The 21,586-nt window shown below is 63.4% G+C and carries 15 protein-coding genes; 14 read left to right on the plus strand and 1 reads right to left on the minus strand.

The window, feature by feature from the left end; genetic code table 11:
* Positions 1-252 precede the first annotated feature (252 nt).
* The 5 genes from DDQ68_RS10535 to DDQ68_RS10555 all read left to right on the plus strand — a co-directional run bounded on the left by DDQ68_RS10535 (position 253) and on the right by DDQ68_RS10555 (position 9,491).
* Entirely contained in the window at positions 253-1,794 is a 1,542-nt protein-coding gene (locus tag DDQ68_RS10535) for a carbon-nitrogen hydrolase family protein (RefSeq protein WP_245897437.1), read from the plus strand.
* Positions 1,795-2,081: 287 nt separating this feature from the next.
* Positions 2,082-3,425, plus strand: coding sequence for a gluconate:H+ symporter (locus DDQ68_RS10540; RefSeq protein WP_109656263.1), 1,344 nt, complete (start codon positions 2,082-2,084; stop codon positions 3,423-3,425).
* Positions 3,426-3,554: 129 nt separating this feature from the next.
* Positions 3,555-4,262, plus strand: coding sequence for an SDR family oxidoreductase (locus tag DDQ68_RS10545; protein WP_109656264.1), 708 nt, complete (start codon positions 3,555-3,557; stop codon positions 4,260-4,262).
* Positions 4,263-4,760: 498 nt separating this feature from the next.
* A complete protein-coding gene (locus DDQ68_RS10550) occupies positions 4,761-7,973 on the plus strand; it encodes a SusC/RagA family TonB-linked outer membrane protein (protein ID WP_109656265.1) in 3,213 nt (1,070 codons plus the stop codon).
* Between the two features lie 18 nt (positions 7,974-7,991).
* Entirely contained in the window at positions 7,992-9,491 is a 1,500-nt protein-coding gene (locus DDQ68_RS10555; protein WP_109656266.1) for a RagB/SusD family nutrient uptake outer membrane protein, read from the plus strand.
* Between the two features lie 106 nt (positions 9,492-9,597).
* On the opposite strand, the gene DDQ68_RS10560 is transcribed toward DDQ68_RS10555, so the two are convergent.
* Positions 9,598-10,311 carry an RDD family protein gene (locus tag DDQ68_RS10560; RefSeq protein WP_109656267.1) on the minus strand — a complete coding sequence of 238 codons (714 nt, stop codon included), beginning with the start codon at positions 10,309-10,311 and terminating at the stop codon, positions 9,598-9,600.
* Between the two features lie 150 nt (positions 10,312-10,461).
* Between DDQ68_RS10560 and DDQ68_RS10565 the strand changes: the two genes are divergently transcribed.
* The 9 genes from DDQ68_RS10565 to DDQ68_RS10605 all read left to right on the plus strand — a co-directional run bounded on the left by DDQ68_RS10565 (position 10,462) and on the right by DDQ68_RS10605 (position 21,201).
* Positions 10,462-11,424, plus strand: coding sequence for a stage II sporulation protein M (locus tag DDQ68_RS10565; protein WP_109656268.1), 963 nt, complete (start codon positions 10,462-10,464; stop codon positions 11,422-11,424).
* 61 nt (positions 11,425-11,485) lie between these two features.
* Positions 11,486-12,427, plus strand: coding sequence for a hypothetical protein (locus DDQ68_RS10570; protein WP_109656269.1), 942 nt, complete (start codon positions 11,486-11,488; stop codon positions 12,425-12,427).
* 723 nt (positions 12,428-13,150) lie between these two features.
* A complete protein-coding gene (locus DDQ68_RS10575) occupies positions 13,151-13,966 on the plus strand; it encodes a DUF4129 domain-containing protein (protein ID WP_162550021.1) in 816 nt (271 codons plus the stop codon).
* A gap of 18 nt (positions 13,967-13,984) precedes the next feature.
* Entirely contained in the window at positions 13,985-15,295 is a 1,311-nt protein-coding gene (locus DDQ68_RS10580; RefSeq protein ID WP_109656271.1) for a DUF4350 domain-containing protein, read from the plus strand.
* A 131-nt stretch (positions 15,296-15,426) separates the two neighbouring features.
* Positions 15,427-16,530, plus strand: a complete 1,104-nt coding sequence (locus DDQ68_RS10585) for an AAA family ATPase (RefSeq protein ID WP_245897402.1) — start codon at positions 15,427-15,429, stop codon at positions 16,528-16,530.
* Positions 16,531-16,679: 149 nt separating this feature from the next.
* Positions 16,680-17,105: a helix-turn-helix domain-containing protein gene (locus tag DDQ68_RS10590; protein WP_109655318.1), complete on the plus strand. Its 426-nt coding sequence runs from the start codon at positions 16,680-16,682 to the stop codon at positions 17,103-17,105.
* Entirely contained in the window at positions 17,102-17,686 is a 585-nt protein-coding gene (locus tag DDQ68_RS10595; protein WP_245897417.1) for an IS630 family transposase, read from the plus strand. The genes DDQ68_RS10590 and DDQ68_RS10595 overlap by 4 nt, the downstream gene beginning before the upstream one ends.
* 33 nt (positions 17,687-17,719) lie before the next feature.
* Entirely contained in the window at positions 17,720-19,069 is a 1,350-nt protein-coding gene (locus tag DDQ68_RS10600; RefSeq protein ID WP_109656272.1) for a DUF58 domain-containing protein, read from the plus strand.
* 98 nt (positions 19,070-19,167) lie between these two features.
* Complete coding sequence (locus DDQ68_RS10605) at positions 19,168-21,201, plus strand: beta-N-acetylhexosaminidase (RefSeq protein WP_162550022.1); 2,034 nt, start codon at positions 19,168-19,170, stop codon at positions 21,199-21,201.
* Positions 21,202-21,586 lie beyond the last annotated feature (385 nt).

The following is a 21,586-nucleotide window of genomic DNA, read 5'->3' on the forward strand; positions in this document are numbered from 1 at the left end:
CTTCGTTCCACCCATTAGCACAAATACTTTTGGGGCCCCGGCCAATCTGGTTGTTCGGGCCCCGTTCATGCATTTTTCCAATTAATTTTTATGGCTGTTATTTCCAACGGCAAAGCCACACCCGGCGGCACCCACCACAAGAAAATCGGCAAGCCCGTGCTCGACGAGCGCCTGACGCCCACCGCCATTCCGGCCCACAAGCTGGTGCTGCGCCAATTGCGCCGCTCCGATTTCAAGGCCATCAAGGTCATCATGGACAAGGTGTACTCCGGCATGGAGGGCGCCTGGGCGGCCGATGAGTTTGCCGCGCTGCTGCGCAAGTTTCCGGAGGGCCAGATTGGCATCGAGGACAACGGCACGCTGATTGCCGCCGCCCTGGCCATCATTGTGGATTACAGCAAGTTCGGCGACAAGCACACCTACGCCAAGATTACCGGCAATGGCAAGTTCGACACCCACGACGAGGAGGGCGACACGCTCTACGGCGTGGACGTGTTCGTGGACCCCGAGTACCGCAACCTGCGCCTGGGCCGCCGCCTCTACGACGCCCGCAAGGAGCTGTGCGAGAATCTAAACCTGCGCGCAATGGTGGCAGGGGGCCGCATTCCAGGCTATGCCGCCTACGCCAATGAGATGACGCCCGCCAAGTACGTGGAGATGGTGCGCAACATGGAAATCAAGGACCCCATCCTCACCTTCCAGCTCTCGAACGACTTCTACGTCCGCAAAATCATCCGCGGCTATTTGCCCTACGACTCGGAATCAAAGGCGTACGCCACGCTGCTGGAGTGGATCAACGTGTACTACGACGAGGATTTCGATAAGCTCATCGGCAATACGAAGTCCAACGTGCGCATCGGCATCGTGCAGTGGCAGATGCGCGCCACGGCCAGCCTGGAGGATTTCTACCAACAAATCGAGTTTTTCGTGGACACGGTGAGCGGCTACAAGGCCGACTGCGTGCTGTTCCCCGAGTTCTTCAACGCCCCGATGATGGCCCTCACCAACGAGGAATCGGCGTCGGCGGCCATCCGCGGCATGGCGGCCTTCACCGAGCCCATTAAGGTGCGCATGATGGAGCTGGCCGTGAGCCACAACATCAACGTGATTGCTGGCTCGATGCCAGTATACGAGGACGGCAAGCTCTACAACGTGAGCTACTTATGCCGCCGCGACGGCACCGTGGACGAGCAGTACAAGCTGCACGTGACGCCCGACGAGGCCAGCTATTGGGGCATGCGCGGCGGCGACAAGCTGAAGTGCTTCGACACGGATTTTGGCAAAATCGGCATCCTCGTGTGCTACGATGTGGAGTTTCCGGAGCTGAGCCGCCTACTGAGCGACGAGGGCATGAAAATTCTGTTCGTGCCCTTCTGGACCGACACCAAGAACTCGTACCAGCGCGTGCGCATCTGCGCCCAGGCCCGGGCCATTGAGAACGAGTGCTACGTGGCCATCACTGGCTCGGTGGGTAACCTGCCGCGCGTCGAGAACATGGACATCCAGTACTCGCAGTCGGCCGTGTTCAGCCCCAGCGACTTTGCGTTTCCGCACGACGCCATCGTGGCCGAGGCTACCCCGAACACGGAGATGACCCTCATTGCCGACCTCGACCTGGACTTGCTTAAAGACCTGAACACCAGCGGCGCCGTGCGCAACCTACGCGACCGCCGCAAAGATTTGTTCTCGCTGAGCTGGAGCAAGAAGGCCACTGAGCGCGACGAAGAGCTGCTTGCCCAGGGCGAGGAGCGGGCCCCCAAAACCAGCCGCCGCCGGGCTGTAGCCGCCGGCTAAACCCGGGGCCCTGCTAAAAGCAGCTGCACCAAGGCCGTCATGCTCATCTGGCGTCCACCTGTCGAAGCATCTCTACTGCGTAAGTAATCATTTACTGCTGCGGAAGAGGTGCTTCGACAGGCGAACGCCAGATGAGCATGACGGCTTTGGCGTGCCATGGGGCCCCACCGCGTACGGTGGGCAGAATCTGCGCAACAAGCCCGCCGGCTCCTACCTTCACCCCCCACAACCGCCGCCGGGGGTCCCGGGCCCAGGCGGTTTTTCCCGTCCTCGCCGCGGCCGCCCGTATGACCCTGCTCGTGATTTTGCTGGCCGTGCTGGGCCTGGTGGTCCTCATCAACTGGGGCAAGGTCAACGCTTTTCTGGCATTTTTACTGGTGACGCTGCCGGTGGGCTTTGCCCTGGGCCTGCCGCCCGACCGCCTGCTGGCCGCCGTGTACCAGGGGCTGGGCGACACGCTGGGCTCGGTGGTGGTCATCATTGTGCTGGGGGCCATGCTGGGCAAGCTGGTGGCCGACAGCGGCGCCGCCCAGCAAATTACGGCCGTCATGATTCGAGCCTTCGGCACGAATAATATTCAGTGGACGCTGATGGCGGCGGGCTTCGTAATCGGCATCCCGCTCTTCTACAATGTCGGGTTCTTGCTGATGGTGCCGCTGATTTTTTCGGTGGTGTACAAGTACAAGCTACCCGCCGTGTACGTGGGCCTGCCCATGCTGGCCTCGCTCTCGGTGATGCACGGCTTCCTGCCGCCGCACCCCGCGCCCACGGTGCTGGTGGCGCAGTTCCACGCCAACATGGGCCTCACGTTTATTTATGGGCTGCTGGTGGCGGTGCCGGCCATCATCCTCGCGGGGCCCCTTTATGCGCGCACGCTCAAGGGCATCGTGTCGCGGCCGCTGGCCGGCTTCGTGGCCGAGGACCTGCCCGAAAGCGCGCTGCCGGGGCGCGTCAACAGCTTTGTGTCGTCGCTGCTGCCGGTGCTACTGCTGTTGGGTGCGGCCGGGCTGCGGCTGGCGCTGCCAGCGGGCAGCGCGTGGGGCCCCGCGCTGGCGTTTATTTCCGAGCCCACCATCATTTTGCTGCTGTCGGTCGTCGTGGCCACGTATACCCTGGGCCTGGCCCGGGGCAAAACCATGGGCAACATCATGGACGCCTACGGCAGCGCGGTGAAGGACATCGCCATGATTTTGCTCATCATTGGCGGCGCCGGGGCCCTCAAGCAAGTGCTGGTGGCGAGCGGCGCGAGCACCGAAATTGCCGCCGGCCTGCAGGGCACCGGCCTGCCGCCGCTGCTGCTGGGCTGGCTGATTGCGGCCGTCATCCGCGTCAGCCTGGGCTCGGCCACCATCGCCGGCCTCACGGCGGCGGGCATGATGCTGCCCACCATGGCCCAGTCGCACGCCGACCCCAACCTGATGGTGCTGGCCATCGGGGCGGGCAGCCTGCTGCTGTCGCACTTCAATGACGGCGGGTTTTGGCTGTTCAAGGAATACTTCAACCTGTCGGTGAAAGACACGCTGCGCTCATGGACGGCCATGGAAACCATCGTGTCGGTGGTAGGCCTGGCCGGCGTGCTGCTGCTGAATTGGGCCCTGCCGCTGGTGGCGCCCGGGCTGGCCCACCACTAGCCGGCTGCCGGCGGGGCCCCGGTGGGCTTTGGAAGGAAGGCTATTCCCTGCTCAACTTTCCGGGGCCCTGGCGGTTCCAGGGCCCCGGCCGGGGTTTCGGGCGGGTGGTTTTCACCCTTCTTACTTTTCATGCAGCGCATTCTCATCACTGGGGCCAACCGGGGCCTGGGCCTCGAACTCACCCGCCAGTACCTCGAACGCGGCGACCAGGTGCTGGCCGCCAGCCGCCAGCCCGACGCCGCCCGCGAGCTGCAAGCCCTGCGCCGGCAGTACCCCGAGCGTCTGACGCTGCTCACGCTCGACGTGACCGACGACGCCTCCATCGCCGCCGCGGCGCAGGCCGCCGCCCAGGCCGTAGGCGGCCTGGACGTGCTCATCAACAACGCCGGCGTGTACCAGCCCGGCGGCCAGGCCCAACCGCTGGGCCAGCTCTCGGCCGCTGCCGCCGTCGAAACCTTCCGCATCAACGCCGTGGGGCCCCTGCTCGTGTCGCAGGCGCTGCTGCCGCTGCTGCGGGCGGGCGGCAAGGCCCGCATCGTCAGCATCTCGTCGGGCCTGGGTTCGCTCACCTGGAAAGCCTCCGGCGACCCCTACCACTACAGCGCCAGCAAGGCCGCCCTGAACATGTACATGCGCAGCCTGGCCGCCGAAGTGGGCCACCAGGGCGTCCTTTCGGTGGTGGTGGACCCCGGCTGGATGCGCACCGGCATGGGCGGTGACCACGCCGCTCAGGAGCCCAGCGACTCAGCCCGCGGCATCATCCGCCTGGCCGATCAGCTCCACGCCGATGAGAACGGTAGCTTCGTGACCTGGCAAAACCAGCCCGTGCCGTGGTAGGCAGTTGCCACGGCACGGCATCTCCACTTTGCTGAAGTTTGGCATTCCGGCTGATTTACGCAACCAATGAGCATCAAGTGCTCGCGTATGGGTTAGATTTTGCGCTGCGCATTGCGGCGCAACGAGTCAAAAAGCAAAACAAGCCCTTTTATATACACCGCCCTTTTCTTCAAAGGTCTATTAGTCGAATTAGTACACTTATGCCGCCGATACCCTAGCTTTTAACGGAACCTTGGTTATTCACCATGCATTATTCGCAATGAGAGCCCTACTTACCGAACCCCAGCAGATGAGGAGTTCTGTAAGCAGGGCCCTCATTATTTAAGGCAATTCGCTGGTAATGTTTGATAGATATTCTTATATAAATTATTGTTTATCAAAATATTGTATTAAAAACCGTGAAGGCTACATGATTTAATTGTGAAGAATACATATAGTGATTAGGATTGCGCAACTATATTCGCAAGCACAGTCACCATTTCCCACACAATTAAACTCATGAGAAGAATACTACTGTTATTTTTTTTCCTGGTTCTGGTCTTCGCGGCGCAGGACCTCCGGGCCCAAGGGCGCACCGTTTCGGGTACCGTGGTTGGCAGCGACGGGGCGGCCATTCCGGGTGTAACTGTTGTGGCAAAAGGCACTTCGCTGGGGGCCTCAACTGATGCCGCCGGTAAGTACAGTTTTGCAGTGCCGGCCACCGCTACCTCGCTGGTTTTCTCCTTCGTGGGCTACGACAGCCAGGAAGCCAGAATTAACGGCCAGTCAACCATTAACATCAAGCTGACTGCTAATCCGACGGGCCTTGACGAAGTGGTGGTGGTGGGCTACGGCACGCAGTCGCGCCGCGACCTGACGGGCAGCGTGGCCACCATCGCGGGCAAGGAGATTGCCAACCTGCCGGTGCAGAGCTTCGACCAGGCGCTGCAAGGCCGGGCCGCGGGTGTCAGCATCACCACACCCAACGGGGTGCTGAACAACCCACCCGTCATCCGCATCCGCGGGGTAAACTCCATCTCGCTGAGCGGGGGCCCCTTGATTGTGATTGACGGCATCCCGGCGTTCAGCGGCAACAACTCGGCCGTGGGCAGCGTGCCCAACAACCCGCTGAGTAACCTGAATCCCAACGATATCGAAAGCACGGAGGTACTGAAAGACGCTTCGGCGACAGCTATCTACGGCTCACGGGCGGCGGGCGGTGTCATCCTCATCACCACCAAGCAGGGCAAAAAAGGCCAGAGCAAAATTGGCTACGACGGCTGGGCCGGCTGGTCGAAGCCCGTGCGGCTCTACGACGTGCTGGGGGCCCAGGACTACATGATGATCAAGAACGAGGCGGTACGTAACCTGAACGCCAACCGCGCCGCAATTGGGGCCGCGGCCACCAACGTGGAAGGCTTCCGGCCCTCACTCGACGCCAACGGCAACGTGATTGACACGCGCTGGTACGACTACATCTACCGCACGGGCTTCTCGCAGAGCCACAACGTGAACTTCTCGGGCGGCACCGAAAAAACCACCTACTACACGTCGATTGGCTATACGAACCAGAAGGGTATGCTGACCCAGAACCAGTTCCAGCGCCTTTCGGGCCGCCTGAACGTGGACCACAAGGTGTACAAGAACTTCACGGTGGGCGTGCGTTTCGGCTACTCCAACACCCAAAATGCCTCGCCCAACTCGGGCTCGGTGGCCGACGCCGCCTTTGGCACGGCCGGCCTGGGACGCTTGCCCCTGGTGCTGCCCCCCAACATTCCGGCCTTCAACCCCGACGGTACTTACAACGTGAGCGGCTCGGGCATTGGGCCGGGCGCTAACCTCAACCCCACCTCGACCACCGGGGCCCCGCTGCTGCCGGGCTACTACAACCCGGTGGTGGATCTGCAGAACAACTACTTCAACTCGGACGGCAGCGAAATCCAGGGCAGCGTGTACGCCAACTGGGAACTTGTGAAGGGCCTGAACCTGCGCACGAGCTACGGCATTAACAACATCTCGTTCGAAGACAAGTCGTTCCAGACGGCCCTGGCCGGCGACGGCTTCTCCACGGGCGGCGCGGCCAGTAACTACTTCCGTACCAACAAGCGCTGGAACTGGCAGAACACGGCCCAGTACGACCACACGTTTGGCGAGAAGCACAACTTCTCACTGCTGGCCGGCAACGAGCAGCAGGTGACCAATACCCAGCGCTGGGGCGCTACCCGCACCACGGTGGCCGACCCGTTCTTCACCAACTTCCAAGGCAACTTCACCAACATTGCCGCGGCGGGCAACTTCCAAGGCACCAACTACCTGGTGTCATTCTTCGGCCGTATGAACTACAACTACGACCGCAAGTACCTGGCCTCAGTGAGCTTCCGCCGCGACGGCTACTCGGCCTGGGGCGACCAGAAGTGGGGCAACTTCTACGGCGCGTCGCTGGGCTACGCCATTTCGGAAGAGAACTTCTGGAAGAATGCTCCCTTCGCCCAAGCCTTTAGCTTCCTGAAGATTACGGGCAGCTACGGCAGCGTGGGCAACAACCAGGGCATCGACGACTTCGTGACGCTCTCGACCTACGGCTCGGGCCTCTACGCTTCCAACGCTTCGCTGGGTTACTCCAACGCCGGCAACCGGAGCCTGACTTGGGAAGTGAGCAAGAAAACGGATATTGGCCTCTCATTCGGCTTCCTGCAAGACCGCTTGCAGGGCGACTTCGCCTACTACCGCAACCTGGTGGACGGACTGATTCTGAACGTACCCCAGGCCCCTTCCAAGGGCATCCCGAACAATTCTATTGCCGCCAACATCGGCTCGATGCAGAACAGCGGCGTCGAGTTCAGCCTGCGCTTCAACGCTATCCAGAACAAACCCTTTACCTGGACGGTGAGCGGCAACGTAACGACGCTAAAGAACCGCGTGCTGGCCCTGGCCACCGAAGGCCAGCGCATCGGCACGGCCACGTCGGGCCTCGAAACGGTGAACTTTACGCAGGTGGACCACTCGGCCGGCGAGCTGCTGGCGGTAACGTCACTGGGCGTGAACCCAGCCAACGGCCAGCGCATGATTCAGAAAGCCGATGGCACCGTGGTGCAGTACAACCACTTGGGCACCACCGGCGCCGGCGCGACGGGCTGGACGACGATGGACGGCCGCAACACCTCGGCCCCCACGCAGCTGGCCGACGGCCAGTACTACGGCCCCGTGCTGCCCACCTGGTACGGCGGGTTTGACAACACGTTCCGCTACAAAGGCATCGACCTGGGCGTGTTCATCCAGTTCTCGGGCGGCAACTACATCTACAACGGCACGAAATCGGGCCTGCACGACCAGCGCTTCTGGAACAACCAGACGGATATTCTGGAGCGCTGGACCTCGGCCACCGAAACCCCCAACGCCAAGTGGCCCCGGGTGGTGTACGGCGACAACGTGTCGAACGGCTCGGCCCTCGTGATGTCGTCAAACATTGAGAAGGGTGACTTCGCCCGCCTGCGCAACGTGTCGCTGGGCTACTCCTTCACTCCCACCACGCTGAGCCGCCTGAGCATTGCCAGCGCCCGCGTGTACGTGCAGGTGCAGAACGCCGCGCTGCTGACGAAGTACTCGGGCATCGACCCGGAGATTTCCACCAACAGCACGTCGGGCCAGGGTAGCAATACCGGCGCGGGCGTTGACCGCAACTCCGTGGGCCAGGCCCGCACATACACCGTCGGGTTCAACATCGGTTTCTAAACGTCATTTTCATTCCTAATGAAGCTATCTATAAAGAATAAGGCGACCGCGGCAGCCTGCGCTACTTTTTTAGCCCTGGGCACCTTTTCCTGCCAGACTGACCTGCTGAGCCCTGTGCCCACCACGGTACTTTCTGACCAGGTGGTATTCAGCACCCCGGCCCGCATTGGGCTGCAAGTCAATAATATGTACGCCTACGCAAAGACGGGCAGCTTCCTGGGAGGGCGCTACCAGATTTACGGCGACATCCGAGCCAACGACTTCGTGAACCGCACGTCGAACGGCGTGACCGGCCTGGGGGTGTGGAACCATACGCTGACGGAAGCCTCGCAGAACGACGTCATTGCCACCTGGGGCGCGGCGTACGCGGCCATCAACCAGGCCAACGTGTTCCTGGCGGGCCTCGACAAAAATGCGGCGCTGTTTGTGGCCCCCGCCTTCGCGGCTAATTATGCCACCACGGCCAACAACTACCGTGGCGAAGCCCGGCTGCTGCGCGCCCTGAGCTACTACTCGCTGCTGCAACTCTACGCCCGGCCCTACACCGACGGCGGCGGCACCAAGCCCGGCCTGCCCCTGCGCATCCTAGCCGAAACCGGGCCCCAGAACAACAACCTGGCCCGCAGCACGGTGGCCGAGGTGTACGCCCAAATCCTGAGCGACCTCACCTTCGCCGAGCAGAACCTGCCACTGACTTACGGGACTACGGACCCTTCCTTGAACGTAACCCGAGCCCACCGCAACACGGCCATCGCCCTGAAAACGCGCGTGTACCTGAGCATGGGCCGCTACGCCGACGTCATTACGGAGGCCAATAAGCTGGTGCCCGCCGCCGCGCCCTTCGCGGCGCCGAGCGGCGTGCCCAACGCTCTAAATTCTTCGGTAGTAGCTGTGTTTGCGGGAAGTCAATTGACGACTGAGAGCATCCTGTCCTTCCCCTTCACGGCCCAAGACCCGCCCGGTACGCAGAACCAGCTAGCCTACTATTACTTGCCGGCCCCGCTGGGCAACGGTGAGTACGGCCTGAATACCGCCGCGGGCAGCATTTACGCCAACACCAACTGGGCCGCTACCGACGCCCGCCGCGTCAACTTCGTGACCAAATCGGGCACCGAGTACTTCTTGTCGAAGTACCCCACCGGCACGCCCTACATCGACAAAGCGCCCGTCATTCGCTACGCCGAGGTGCTGCTGAACCTGGCCGAGGCCCGGGTGCGCTCCACCAACACCGTGGACGCCCAGGCCCTCCTGCTGCTGAACGCCGTGCGCACCCGCTCCAGCGCTACGGCCTACACCACCGCCGACCTGAGCACGGTGGCCGCCACCACCGACGCGCTGCTGCTGGAGCGCCGCATCGAGTTCCTGGGCGAGGGCCTACGCAACGGCGACCTCCTGCGCCTCGGGGCCACCATCCCCGGTAAGGGGTCGGTTGGGGCCGTAGAGCCCACCAACGTGCTCTACGTGTGGCCCATCCCGTCCACGGAGCTGGCCACCAATGCCCTGATGACCCGCAACTAGGGGGCCCACCGGGCTTGCTAATCGCAAACAAAAAAAGGCTTGCCCCACCGGGCAAGCCTTTTTTGTGCACGGGGGCGCCGCCGGGGCCCCAACCGCGCCCGGGGCCCTAGGCCTGGGCGGCCAGGTAGGCGTGGTCGCGCAGCACGGTTTGCAGGAAGGGCAGGTCGGGCAGGTCGGAGGCGATGCCGGTGAGGGCCTTGACCTTAGTAGCGGTTTCGTGCAGCAGCATGAAGTTGCCACGAGCGTTGGCCTGGTGCACCAGCCGGCGTAGCAGAGCCACGTCGTGGTCGGCGAGGGTGGCGGCTTGTGCGAAAACGGGTTGGTAGTCGGCCGGCACTGCGGCCAGGCTTAGGCCCTCGGCGCGCGCTGCGCCCGGGCGCAGGCTGATAACGGCCGTGCCGGCGGCTATGTCGCCCAGGCGCTGGCCCTTGCCGTTGATAAGGATGGTGAGCAGCGCCGGAGCCCCAAAAAAGAGCAGCACCTCGAAGGGACGCAGCAGCCAGCGCAGGCAGTAGTCGCCGAGGCCAGGGGCCGTGCCATCGAGGCGCACCACGCGCAGGTGGCGCGCCTTTTTGCCCAGCGTTTGGCCGTTGAAAAATACTTCGCACACGAGAAAGTAGAACATGGTGGGCAGCAGCATCAGCGTCAGCGCCACCCGGTCTTGGCCGGCGCCCAGCTTGTAAAGCAGCACGCCGCACAGGGCAAACCACACCAGGTATAAGGCGTAGTCGATGAGCGTGGCCAGCAGGCGCTCGCCCACGCTGGCAACCTCGTACTCCAGGCTGACGTTCTGGGTGGTGTGGATGCGGAGGGTACTCATGGGCGGGCAGGGTGATAAAGAGCGAAGGGCGGTGGTGCGCCCCGAAAAATACGGCCCGCCGCCAGGATGTTTACGCCGCGGGTGGCCGGGGATGAATAAACAAGAATGCTTCGGCGCCGGCTGCTACCTTTAAGGCCTACCTCCTCCGTCATGCGCGAAGCCCTTTTTCTCCGCCAAAACCAGGCCCGCTGGCAGCAGTACGCGGCCGGCCCCGCCGCCGATCCCAACGAGCTAGCCGCCCGCTTCGTGGCCCTGACCGACGACCTGGCCTTTGCCCAAACCTTTTACCCCGCTTCGCCCACCACGGCTTACCTCAACGACCTGGCTGCCCAGCAGCACCAGGCCCTGTACCGCAACAAGCGGGAAGCAGGCGGGCGCTTCGGGCGCTTCTGGGCTCGGGAGGTGCCGCTGGTGGTGGGCCGCCACCACCGCACACTGGCCTGGGCGCTGGCCGTATTTCTGCTCTTCACGGCGCTGGGGGCCCTATCGGCAGCCTACGACGACACGTTTGTGCGGGCCGTGCTTGGCGACGGCTACGTGGACCAGACCCTGGAAAACATTCGCCGCGGCGACCCGATGGCTATTTACAAGAACGCGGGCCAGGCGTCGATGTTCCTGCAAATCACCGCCAACAACGTGCGGGTGGCGTTGCTCACCTTCGCGGCGGGCATCACCGGGGGCGTGGGCACGGCATATATGCTCTTCAAAAACGGGGTGATGTTGGGCTCGTTCCAGTACTTCTTTTACCAGCAGCACGTGCTGCGGCAGTCGCTGCTCACCATCTGGATCCACGGCACGCTCGAAATCTCGTCCATCGTACTGGCCGGCGGTGCGGGCTTCGTTATGGCCCGGGGCCTGCTGTTTCCGGGCACCTACAGCCGGGCCGAGGCGTTCCGGCGCTCGGCCCGCGAGGGCCTGAAGCTGGCCATGGGCCTGGTGCCACTGTTTTTCGTGGCGGGCTTTCTGGAGAGCTTCGTGACGCGCCACACCGAGATGCCGCTGGCGGCCAGCCTGGCCATCATCGGCGGGTCGGCGGCGTTCCTCGGGTGGTATTTCGTGTGGTACCCCATCCGGCTTCGGCGGCAGCTGGGGGCCCCACCGGCTACTGAATAGCTGGTAGTTAGCCTGATTTCCCACGCTTTATTTTCTACCCAACTACCTCTTCCCCAACGCTATGGCCAACACTTACTCGCAAGAATCCGACTTTCGCCAAGAGCGCGACTTTGGGCAGAAAATCAGCGCCACGTTCGAGTTCATCGGCGTGCATTTCCGGCCCCTGGGCCGGGTGCTGCTCTACATTGTCCTGCCCGCCGCCCTGGTGCAGGGCGTGCTCTCGGGCTTACTGCAAACTCAGCTCGTGGCCAGCATGCAAATGGCCACGGGCGCAGCTGCCGACAGCGCGTGGCAGCGGCAGCGCAGCCTATACGGCACCATGATTACCTCGCCTACCTACTACCTCAACTCGGTGGCAAGTCAAATTTTCAGTACCCTGCTCATCCTGAGCGTATACGGCTACTTGCTGCATTGCCTGGCGGGCCCCAGTGGCCCGGGCCGCACCACCAGTGTGGCCGACGTGTGGGCCGTGGTGAAGCGCGAGTTTCTAGGCACGTTTTTCTCGCTTTGGGGCCTGGGCATCGTCGTGGCGCTGGGCTTTTTGGTATTCGTCCTGCCGGGCGTGTACCTCATGGTAGCCCTGAGCTTATTTTTCGTGGTGCGGCTGGTGGAAGGCACGGGCTTCCGGGCCACCATTAGCCGCTGCCTGTTCCTGACGCGGGGCAAGTGGTGGTCCACGTTCGGCGTGCTCTTCATCATGGTGCTGCTACTGTACGTGCTGCTGGCGGCCGCGGGCAGCGTGGCCGCGCTGCTGGCCGGCGGCCTCACGTCGATGGTGCACGCCGTCAAAACGCCACTGTTCACCGTCACCGTCACGGCCATCACCACCCTGTTCACGCTGCTGGTGTATCCCCCTATTTTACTGGTGCTGGCGTTTCAGTACTTCAATTTGGTGGAGCGCAAGGAAAGCCTCGGCTTGCACGCCCTGGTGGACCAGCTGGGCCAGGCGCCGGTGGCCGCCGGGCCCCACGCCTACCGCCCCGACGACGAAGGAGAATACTAATTAATCAGCCATTAGCTTTTGGCTGATAGACTTATTCCTGAATAAAAATCGCACAAGACAGAACGCCATGCAGCGCGCAGCGAAGCATCTTTTCCGCGTTACTGATCATAATTACTGCCGCGAGAAAGATGCTGCGCGCTGCATGACATTCTACGTTTTTTCTAATTCAGGAAAAAGTCTGATGGCTATTGAAGCTGTTTAAGAAGTCGTCAGACCATCATGCTCATCTGGCGTACGCGCAGCCGAAGCATCTCTACTGCTTAACTAATCTGGATTACTGCTGCGGGAGAGATGCTTCGGCTGCGCGAACGCCAGATGAGCATGACGGTCAATTTTGAATTTCCAGACTTCCTAAACGGCTTTATTAGCTTGTTGTCTAATTAACAAATTTTTAGCGATAAGCCAGTGTGCGTTTATTTTTGACTAACTACCTGATTTTACGCACTAATTGCGTCCACGCTTCACAAAGACACTTTAGCGGTTTCGGAAAAGGCCATTTCCAGACAGTGCGCCGAAGTGGTGCGTAACATCAGCAACTACTTAAGCCGTTGCTTGACTTCATTTTTTTGCTCCTGGCGCGGGGGCAGCAACGCCTCCTTGCGTCTTGGAATTGAACAGTATCCGGGCAAATTGTTTAAGCCTGAGACGCAAGGATGCGTTGTTACATCGTGCCGACGGTAACTCACGCAGCCGTTGCGCCGGCCCGTGTCCCATCCCTTCCTTTTGAAAACGCCCCGCCCATCCGCCCTGCTTCCGTTCTCCTGGCTACGCCCTGCGGTGCTGGCCATGGGCTTGCTTGCCGCCACGGGCGCGGCCGGGGGCCCCCCGGCGCAGGGGCCCGCGCGGGCCCTGGCGCCGGCCGATACGGCTACCCGCCCGCTGCCCGCCGACCGCGCCACACCGCTGCCCGCCCGCCGGCCCGACGCGGCGCGGCTGCGCGGGCTGCGCAGCCAGCGCGATTTCGACTATGCCGAGGCGGTGCCGCACCTCAGCGCCTGGGATTTGTTTTGGGCGCGGCTGTGGCAGCGGGTACAGAACTGGTTGCAGCAGCGGAGCTACACGCACTTCTGGCGCTGGGTTTTCTACGCCCTGTTTGTGGCGGCAGGCGTGTTTGTGGTGCTGAAGCTGTTGCAGGTGGACCTCACCGGCGTGTTTGGCCGCGGGCCGCGCCGCCCCCCCCTGGCCTACGACGCGGCCGCCGAAAACATCCACGCGGTTGACTTCCCTGCCCGCCTGGCCGAGGCCGAGGCCACCGGCAACTTCCGGCTGGCCGTGCGCCTGGGTTACTTACAGCTGCTCAAGCAACTGGCCGACGGCGGCTTCATCGACTGGCAACCCAACAAAACCAACCACGCCTACCTGGCCGAGCTGCCCGCCCAGGGCCCCCTGCGCGCCGATTTTCGCGAAATCACCCGGCAGTTTGAGTACGTGTGGTACGGCGAACTGGGGCTGACGGCCGGGCAGTACGCGCACGTGCGCACCGGGCACCGGGCCCTGGCCGGCCAGCTGGCGGGGGCCCCGGCCCACCGCCCTGCCTAATTTTTTTTCGCTGTGCCCATGACGACGTTTCGCTGGTATATGCTCGGGTTGCTGGCCTTGTTCGGGGCCTACGTGGCCCTGGAATATTACCGCCCCAAGCCCCTGGACTGGTCACCGACCTACATTAACAAGGATAAGATTCCCTACGGCACCTTCGTGCTGTTCGACCAGCTGCCGCGCCTGCTGGGCACCGATTCGGTGGCCACCGTGCGCCGCTCGGCCTACACCCAGCTCACCGGGGCCCCGGACGCCGCTGCAGAGGTGGACAGCAGCAGCCAGACCAGTACCGCCGTCAACGACTCTACCGAAGCGGAAACGCCCCCGCCGCCCACCGCGGGGCCCGATGTGCTGGCGGCCCAGGCCAGTTACTTATTCATCAACGACGGCTTTGGGGCCTCAGCGGCCGACGCACGCGCCCTGCTGCGCTTCGTGGCCCTGGGCAACGACGTGTTCATCGCGGCCGATGACTTCCAGAGCCCCGTGCTGGGTGATTCGCTGGGCTTTTACACCGACGATGTGGCTGTGGCCTCCCACTCCGGACCCCGCGGCCTGCTCGTCGCCGATTCGGTGACGCTGCGCTTTACCCACCCGGCATTGGCCGGCGCGCGCTACCGGCTGCCGGCCCTGCTGGCCCGGGCCCGCCTGGTGGTGAAGGCCGGGCGGGCCGGCCGCACGCTGGCCACCGACGCCCAGGGCCGCGCCGTGTTTATCCGCCTCGATCACGGCGCAGGCCATTTCTACCTCTGCTCGGTGCCGCTGGCCTTCACGAATTACTATTTGCTGCGGCCCCGCACCGCCGATTTTGCCGCCGGGGCCCTGGCCTACCTACCCGCCCGCGCCGCCTGGTGGGATGAGTACCAGAAGCAGGGGCCCCTGGGCGACCAGTCGCTGCTGCGGGTGCTGCTGGCCTACCCGGCCCTGCGCGCCGCCTACTATCTCACGCTGCTGGGGGCCGTGCTGTTTGTGCTGGTGGAAGCGCGCCGCCGCCAGCGCATCATTCCCACCATCAAGCCGTTGCCCAACACCACGTTACTTTTTATCCGCACCGTGGCGGGACTATACCGCCAGGGCCGCAACCATGCGCTAATTGCTGAGAAGCGGGTGGCCCTGTTCCTGGATTACCTGCGGGTACGCTTCAATGAAGCCAGCCCCGACCTGGGCGACAGCGACTTCCGCGAACGGCTGAGCCAGAAGGCCGGCCTGCCCCGCGCCCGTGTGGACGAGTTGCTGCGGCTCGTAAATTTCGCCCGTACCGCCCCCCAAATCGACGACCGGGCGCTGCTACAACTCAGCCGGGCCATCACCGATTTCCGGCGCGAAGCCGGGTAGTTTTACCTTTTTGCACGGAACCCAGAAACACCGTTTTTACCTAATTGTACTATTCCATTATAATGCCTTTTTGATGCGGAAACGAGCTTTTTGCCGTCCGTTTCGCATCCCGGGGGCCCCTTTTCTACCACATGGAACCCACCGACCTCGCCCCCAACTCCACCCCACTGGACCTTGCCGCTGGCAATGATACGCCTTTGGCCGAAACCGCGCTTTTGAATGAACCCGCGCCTTTAGCTGAGTCCGCGCCCGCGCCCGAGGCGGCCGCCGGCTTCGCGCCCCGCACTGATTTTGCCCAGCTCTCGGCCCGCGCCGAGGCCGTGCGCGCCGAGATTGGCAAAATCATCGTTGGCCAAGCCGATTTGCTGGAGCTGCTGCTCACGGCCGTGCTGGCCGATGGGCACGTGCTGCTGGAGGGCGTGCCGGGCGTGGCCAAAACCCTTATGGCCAAGCTACTGGCGCGCACGCTGGCCGTGCCGTTCAGCCGCATCCAGTTCACGCCCGACCTGATGCCGGCCGACGTGCTGGGCACGTCCATTTTCCGGCAGAATACCGGCGAGTTTGAGTTTCGGCGGGGGCCCATTTTCGCCAGCGTGGTGCTGATTGACGAGATAAACAGGGCCCCGGCCAAGACGCAATCGGCGCTGTTTGAGGTGATGGAGGAGCGCACCGTGACGCAGGATGGCACCACCTACACCATGCAGGAGCCGTTTTTGGTGCTGGCCACCCAGAACCCCGTGGAGCAGGAAGGCACCTATCGCCTGCCCGAAGCCCAGCTCGACCGCTTCCTGTTCAAGCTGCGCGTGGGCTATCCCACCCTGGCCGAGGAAGTGCAGATTTTGCAGGGCCACCACGCCGGTTTCGGCGGCACTTCGCTCGATTCAGTGCAGCCCATCCTATCGGCCGCCGACCTGGGGGCCCTGCGCGCGCAAGTGCGCCAGCAACGCGTCGAGCCCAACATTCTGGAGTACATCGCCAAGCTCGTGGGCCAGACCCGCGCCCACAAAGCACTGTACCTGGGGGCCTCGCCCCGCGCCTCGCTGGCCCTGCTCAACGGCGCCAAGGCCCTGGCCGCCCTGCGCGGCCGCGACTTCGTGACGCCCGAAGACGTGCAGTTCCTGGCCCCCAGCGTGCTGCGCCACCGTATCCTGCTTACCCCCGAGCGCGAAATGGAAGGCGGCACACCCGACGAAGTAGTGCAGCAGATTGTGCAGTCGGTGGAAGTTCCTAGGTGATAGCGCAAGGTTTTGCGAGGTTAAAACAGGTTTCGCGAATCCCTGATTTTTGAATAAACCACACCTTGGCGAAACCTATTTTAACCTCGCAAAACCTTGCGCTAAGTGCTTGTTCAAAATTAACTAATGGATTGGTTGTTACTTTGAAGATGCAAAAACGCTACATTTCCTTGGACGCTGCGGAACGGACTACGCTGGAAGCTGGCCGTCACCATCACCCGCAGCACCAGTTCCGCGCCCGTTGCCAAGGCTTGTTGTGGAGCGCGGACGGGCAGTCGGTCCCCGCGCTGGCGGCCCTGCTGAACGTGAGCCAGGGCACGGTGTACGGCTGGTTTAACCGCTGGGAACAGGGCGGCTTAGCGGGCTTGGCCAACGCCAAAGGGCAAGGTCGGCCGGCTATCCTGCAGCCCGCCGACCAGCAGCGCGTGGAAGCCGCTGTGCGCGCCAACCGCCAGCAACTCAAAGACGTGACCGCCGTGCTGCGTCAGGAACTGCGCAAAGATTTCTCGGCCCTGACGCTGAAGCGTTTTTTAAAAAGTGTGGGGGCAAATGGCGGCGCTTCCGCCACGGGCTGAAACCGGCCCAGGACCCGGACGACTACGCCTTCAAAGCCCACCAGTTGCGCCAGGTGCAAGAGTTGGAGCAAGCAGGCGCGCTTGACCTGTTCTACGGCGATGAATCCGGCTTTTGCCTGACCTCGGCCATCCCGTACGGCTGGCAATTTCCCGGCGAACACGTTGCCACCCAGCCCCGCCATAGCCAGCGCTTCAACGTGTTGGGCTTGTTCAACGCCACCACCAACGAGTTGCACACCGCCGCCCGTGAGGGAAGCGTGGATGCGGCCTTTGTCATTGACACGCTCGACGCCTGGGTCGCGACCCGCACCCGGCCCACGGTACTGGTCCTCGACAATGCCCGCCTGCACCACACCGCCGCGTTTCAAGCGCGGCTGCAGGACTGGGAGGACCGCGACGTGCACATTTTCTACCTGCCCACCTACAGCCCTCACCTCAACAAAATCGAGACCCTCTGGCGCAAAGTCAAATACGAGTGGCTGCGGCCCGAAGCCTACGCCGATTTCAAAACCCTCAAAACCGCTGTGTGGCACATTCTCGACCGCGTTGGCCGCCAATTCACCATCCAATTTGCAACCTGACATTGCCGAAATAAATTTGAACAAGCACTTAACATGTCCTTTTTCCTAACGCGCCGCTTCTTCCTGCTCCTCGTGGTCCTCATCACGGGCTTCGCGGTGGCGTTCTTCCTGCCGTGGCTGCTGGGGCCGGTGCGGGTGGCGGGGCTGCTGCTGGGGGCCCTGGTGGGGCTCGATGCGGCGCTGCTATATGCGCCGACTAAGGGCCAGGGGGCCCCGGTGTTTGGGCGGCGGGTGCTGGGCGACAAGCTGGCCAACGGCTCGGAAAACGACGTGGAATTGTACCTCGAGAACCGCTACCGCTTTGCCATCCAGACGGAGACGATTGACGAGATTCCGCACCAGTTTCAGCGGCGCGACGTGCTCTTTAAAGCGGCCATTAAGCCGGGCGAAACCCAGGTAATTCGCTACCAGCTGCGGCCCACCAAGCGCGGCGAGTACGAGTTTGGGGCCCTGAACATCTACGCCGCCTCGCCGCTGGGCCTGGTACGCCGCCGGTTTCGCTACGATGCGCAGCGGGTAGTTCCTGTTTACCCATCTTTTTTACAGATGCGGCAGTACGAGCTGCTGGCCATCCACAACCGCCTCACGGAGGTGGGCGTGAAGCGCATCCGGCGGGTGGGCCACAGCCAGGAGTTCGAGCAAATCCGGCCCTACGTGGCCGGCGACGACCCGCGCACCCTCAACTGGAAGGCCACCGCCCGCCGCGCCAGCACCGGCGAGGCCGACGCCCTGGTGGTGAACCACTTCCAGGATGAGCGCGCCCAGCCCGTGTACTGCCTCATCGACAAGGGCCGGGTGATGCGGATGCCTTTCGACGGCCTGAGCCTGCTCGATTACGCCATCAACGCCACGCTGGTGCTCAGCAACATCGCCCTGCTCAAGCACGACAAGGCGGGGCTCATCACGTTTTCCAACAAGCCCGGGGCTGCCCTGCTGGCCGACCGCCGCCCCGGCCACCTGCTGAAGATTCTGGAGGTGCTGTACCGCCAGAAAACGCAGTACCTGGAGTCGGATTTTGCGCTGCTCTACGCCACCGTGCGGGCCCGCGTGCAGCAGCGCAGCCTGCTGGTGCTGTTCACTAACTTCGAAACCCTGCACGGCCTGCAACGCCAGCTACCCTACCTGCGCCGCCTCGCCCAGGACCACCTGCTGCTGGTCGTTTTTTTCGAGAACACCGAGCTGCGCGCCTACCTGGGGGCCCCCGCCGAAACCACCGAGGACGTGTACAATCAGACCATCGCCGAGAAATTTGCCCAGGAAAAGCGTCAAATTGTGCTCGAATTGCAGCGCTACGGCATCCACACGCTGCTGACGGCTCCGAAGGATTTGAATGTCAACACCATCAACAAGTACCTGGAATTCAAGGCACGCGGACTACTATGAGGCAACCAACGGCACCACGCACCGAGAAAGTAAACGCCGCGAACCAAGGCGGCGCCCCGCAAATTTTTCGGCCCTGGGCGTGCGTTTTCGTTGCTTCGGTGCTAGCCATTTTTGGCGGAATGGCCGCCCGGGCCCAGGCGCCGCCCCCCCCCTCGCCCCTGCTGCCCCAGCCCACCGAGCTGCACTGGGGCGCCGGCCGCCTGCCCCTGAAAACCGCGCTGCGGCTGCAAATCGCCGCGCCCGCCGCGCCCGACCCGGCCGTGCGGCCCGCCGCGCTGCGCACCCTGGCCCGCCTGCACAGCGGGGCCCCCGCCCGCCCGGCCAAAACGCCGGGGCCGGTGCTGCAAATCCGCTACGGGCGCGCGGGCCAGCTGGCCCAGCCGAACGAGGAGCGCTACAGCCTGCGCGTGACGCCGGGCGGCGTGCTCATCGACGCGCCCACCGGCCTGGGCGTGCTGCGGGCCCTGGCCACGCTGGAGCAGCTGCCGCGCTTCGGGAAAACCGGCCGCTACCTGCCCGAGGCCGACGTGCTGGACCAGCCACGCTTTGCCTGGCGCGGGCTGCTGGTGGACCCCGCCCGGCACTTCCTGCCGGTGGCCGTCGTCAAGCGCACCCTCGACGGCATGGCGGCCGTGAAGCTGAACGTAATGCACTGGCATTTGTGTGACGACCAGGGTTTCCAGGTGGAGAGCAAGCTGCTGCCGCGCTTGCAGCAAGTGGCCGGCGCCACCGGCTACTACACCCAGGCCCAGGTGCGCGAGGTGGTGGCCTACGCTGCGGCGCGCGGCATCCGGGTGGTACCCGAGTTCGACTTGCCGGGCCACGCCGGGGCCCTCGCGGCGGCCTACCCGCGGCTGGCTTCGAACGACTCCATCAAGGCCGTACCTACCCGCTGGGGCGTGCTCAACATCGCCCTCGACCCCACTAAGCCCACGACCTACGCCTTGCTCGACTCGCTGCTGACGGAGATGGCGGGGCTGTTCCCGGACCCGTATTTCCACATCGGGGGCGACGAAAACGACGGGCGGCAGTGGCGGCATAACCCGCTCATTGTGGCCTTCATGCGCGACAACAAGATGCTGAAAGCCGGCACGGCCGACGTGGACAAGCACCAGCTTCAAACCTACTTCAACCGCAAAATACTGGCCCTGCTCACCGCCCGCGGCAAAACGATGGTGGGCTGGGACGAGATTTTGGGCCCCGACCTGCCCAAGGAAGTCGTCATCCAGAGCTGGCGCGGTGCCAAGGGCCTGAACGAAGCCGTGCGCCTGGGCCACCGCGCCCTGCTCTCCAGCGGCTACTACCTCGACCTGAACTACCCCGCCGCCACCTACTACGCCGCCGACCCGCTGCCCGCCACTACGCCCCTCGACATGGCCCAGCAAAAGCTGGTGCTGGGCGGCGAGGCGGCCATGTGGAGCGAGTTTGCCGATTCAGTCATCTACGAATCGCGCGTCTGGCCCCGCGCCGCGGCGGTGGCCGAGCGCCTGTGGTCGCCCCAAGCCACCACCCAGGACGTGCCCGACCTGTACCGCCGCCTGGCCCTGGTGTCGGCGCAGCTCGACGCCCTGGGCCTGCACCACCGCCGGGCCCCGGCGCAGCTGTTGCGGCAAATGGCGCCGGCCGGAGCCCTGGGGCCCCTCACCGCACTAGCCGCGGTACTGGAGCCGGTGAAGGAATACAAGCGCCATTTCCAGGGCTTTAAATACAGCACCCAAACGCCCTTGAACCGCCTCGTGGACGCGGCGCCGGCTGAATCGGAGGTGGCCCGGCAGTTTGGCACGGCCGTGGACAGCGTGCTGGCTGGACTGGCCGCGCCCGTACGGCCGCCTGCCCTGGCCCGGCAGCTGGTACAGCTGCGCATCCAACTGCTGCGCTGGCAGGCCAACGATGCGGCGCTGCAACCGCTGCTGCTCGCTACCCCGGCCTTGAGCGAGTACGCCCCGCTCTCGACACGGCTGGGGGCCCTGGCCACGGTGCTACTCGAGCGCCTTACGCAACTAGAGGCCAACCAGCCCGCCATGCCCGTGTGGCAATTGACGGCCCGCGCCGTGCTCGACGACGCCCAGCTGCCCGCCGGCCAGGCCGAGCTGGCCGTGGTGAAGGCCGCGCGCCGCCTGGCGGGGCTGTAGGGCAGCTTAGTGGGCCAGGAGCGGTAATGGGCTCGGCTTAAACCTCTTTTTCAATATGCACCGCTTATCAGGTTTTTACTCATTGACATAAGATTACTTCTCGGACACTTTCTGGAATCCGTGCGGTTTTGAGTTTCCTTCCGAGGCGCGGCCGCCGTGGTACTTCTCCGAGAGAACCCATTCAAAAGCTTCATTTTCCAAAAAGTAACTTCACGCATTGAGTACACCCTCTTTTAGGGTGTAATTGTGTGCTAATACTCTGTCTCGACTACATGAGAAAAGGAAGCTGTTTAGGAAGTCGTCAGAACGTCATGCTGAGCTTGTCGAAGCATCTCTACTGCTTCGTTAAACAATTGATTTAGTATGCGGTAGAGATGCTTCGATA

The sequence above is a fragment of the Hymenobacter nivis genome (assembly GCF_003149515.1).
In the GTDB taxonomy this organism is placed as follows: Bacteria; Bacteroidota; Bacteroidia; order Cytophagales; family Hymenobacteraceae; genus Hymenobacter; species Hymenobacter nivis.

What these genes read in the sequence shown, in the direction of transcription:
- DDQ68_RS10535 (WP_245897437.1), top strand. Translation starts at nt 253, where the DNA reads ATGGACAAGGTGTACTCCGGCATGGAGGGCGCCTGGGCGGCCGATGAG.
- DDQ68_RS10590 (WP_109655318.1), top strand. Translation starts at nt 16,680, where the DNA reads ATGCAAAAACGCTACATTTCCTTGGACGCTGCGGAACGGACTACGCTG.
- DDQ68_RS10555 (WP_109656266.1), top strand. Translation starts at nt 7,992, where the DNA reads ATGAAGCTATCTATAAAGAATAAGGCGACCGCGGCAGCCTGCGCTACT.
- DDQ68_RS10560 (WP_109656267.1), bottom strand. Translation starts at nt 10,311, where the DNA reads ATGAGTACCCTCCGCATCCACACCACCCAGAACGTCAGCCTGGAGTAC.
- DDQ68_RS10580 (WP_109656271.1), top strand. Translation starts at nt 13,985, where the DNA reads ATGACGACGTTTCGCTGGTATATGCTCGGGTTGCTGGCCTTGTTCGGG.
- DDQ68_RS10545 (WP_109656264.1), top strand. Translation starts at nt 3,555, where the DNA reads ATGCAGCGCATTCTCATCACTGGGGCCAACCGGGGCCTGGGCCTCGAA.
- DDQ68_RS10550 (WP_109656265.1), top strand. Translation starts at nt 4,761, where the DNA reads ATGAGAAGAATACTACTGTTATTTTTTTTCCTGGTTCTGGTCTTCGCG.
- DDQ68_RS10570 (WP_109656269.1), top strand. Translation starts at nt 11,486, where the DNA reads ATGGCCAACACTTACTCGCAAGAATCCGACTTTCGCCAAGAGCGCGAC.
- DDQ68_RS10565 (WP_109656268.1), top strand. Translation starts at nt 10,462, where the DNA reads ATGCGCGAAGCCCTTTTTCTCCGCCAAAACCAGGCCCGCTGGCAGCAG.
- DDQ68_RS10585 (WP_245897402.1), top strand. Translation starts at nt 15,427, where the DNA reads ATGGAACCCACCGACCTCGCCCCCAACTCCACCCCACTGGACCTTGCC.
- DDQ68_RS10600 (WP_109656272.1), top strand. Translation starts at nt 17,720, where the DNA reads ATGTCCTTTTTCCTAACGCGCCGCTTCTTCCTGCTCCTCGTGGTCCTC.
- DDQ68_RS10540 (WP_109656263.1), top strand. Translation starts at nt 2,082, where the DNA reads ATGACCCTGCTCGTGATTTTGCTGGCCGTGCTGGGCCTGGTGGTCCTC.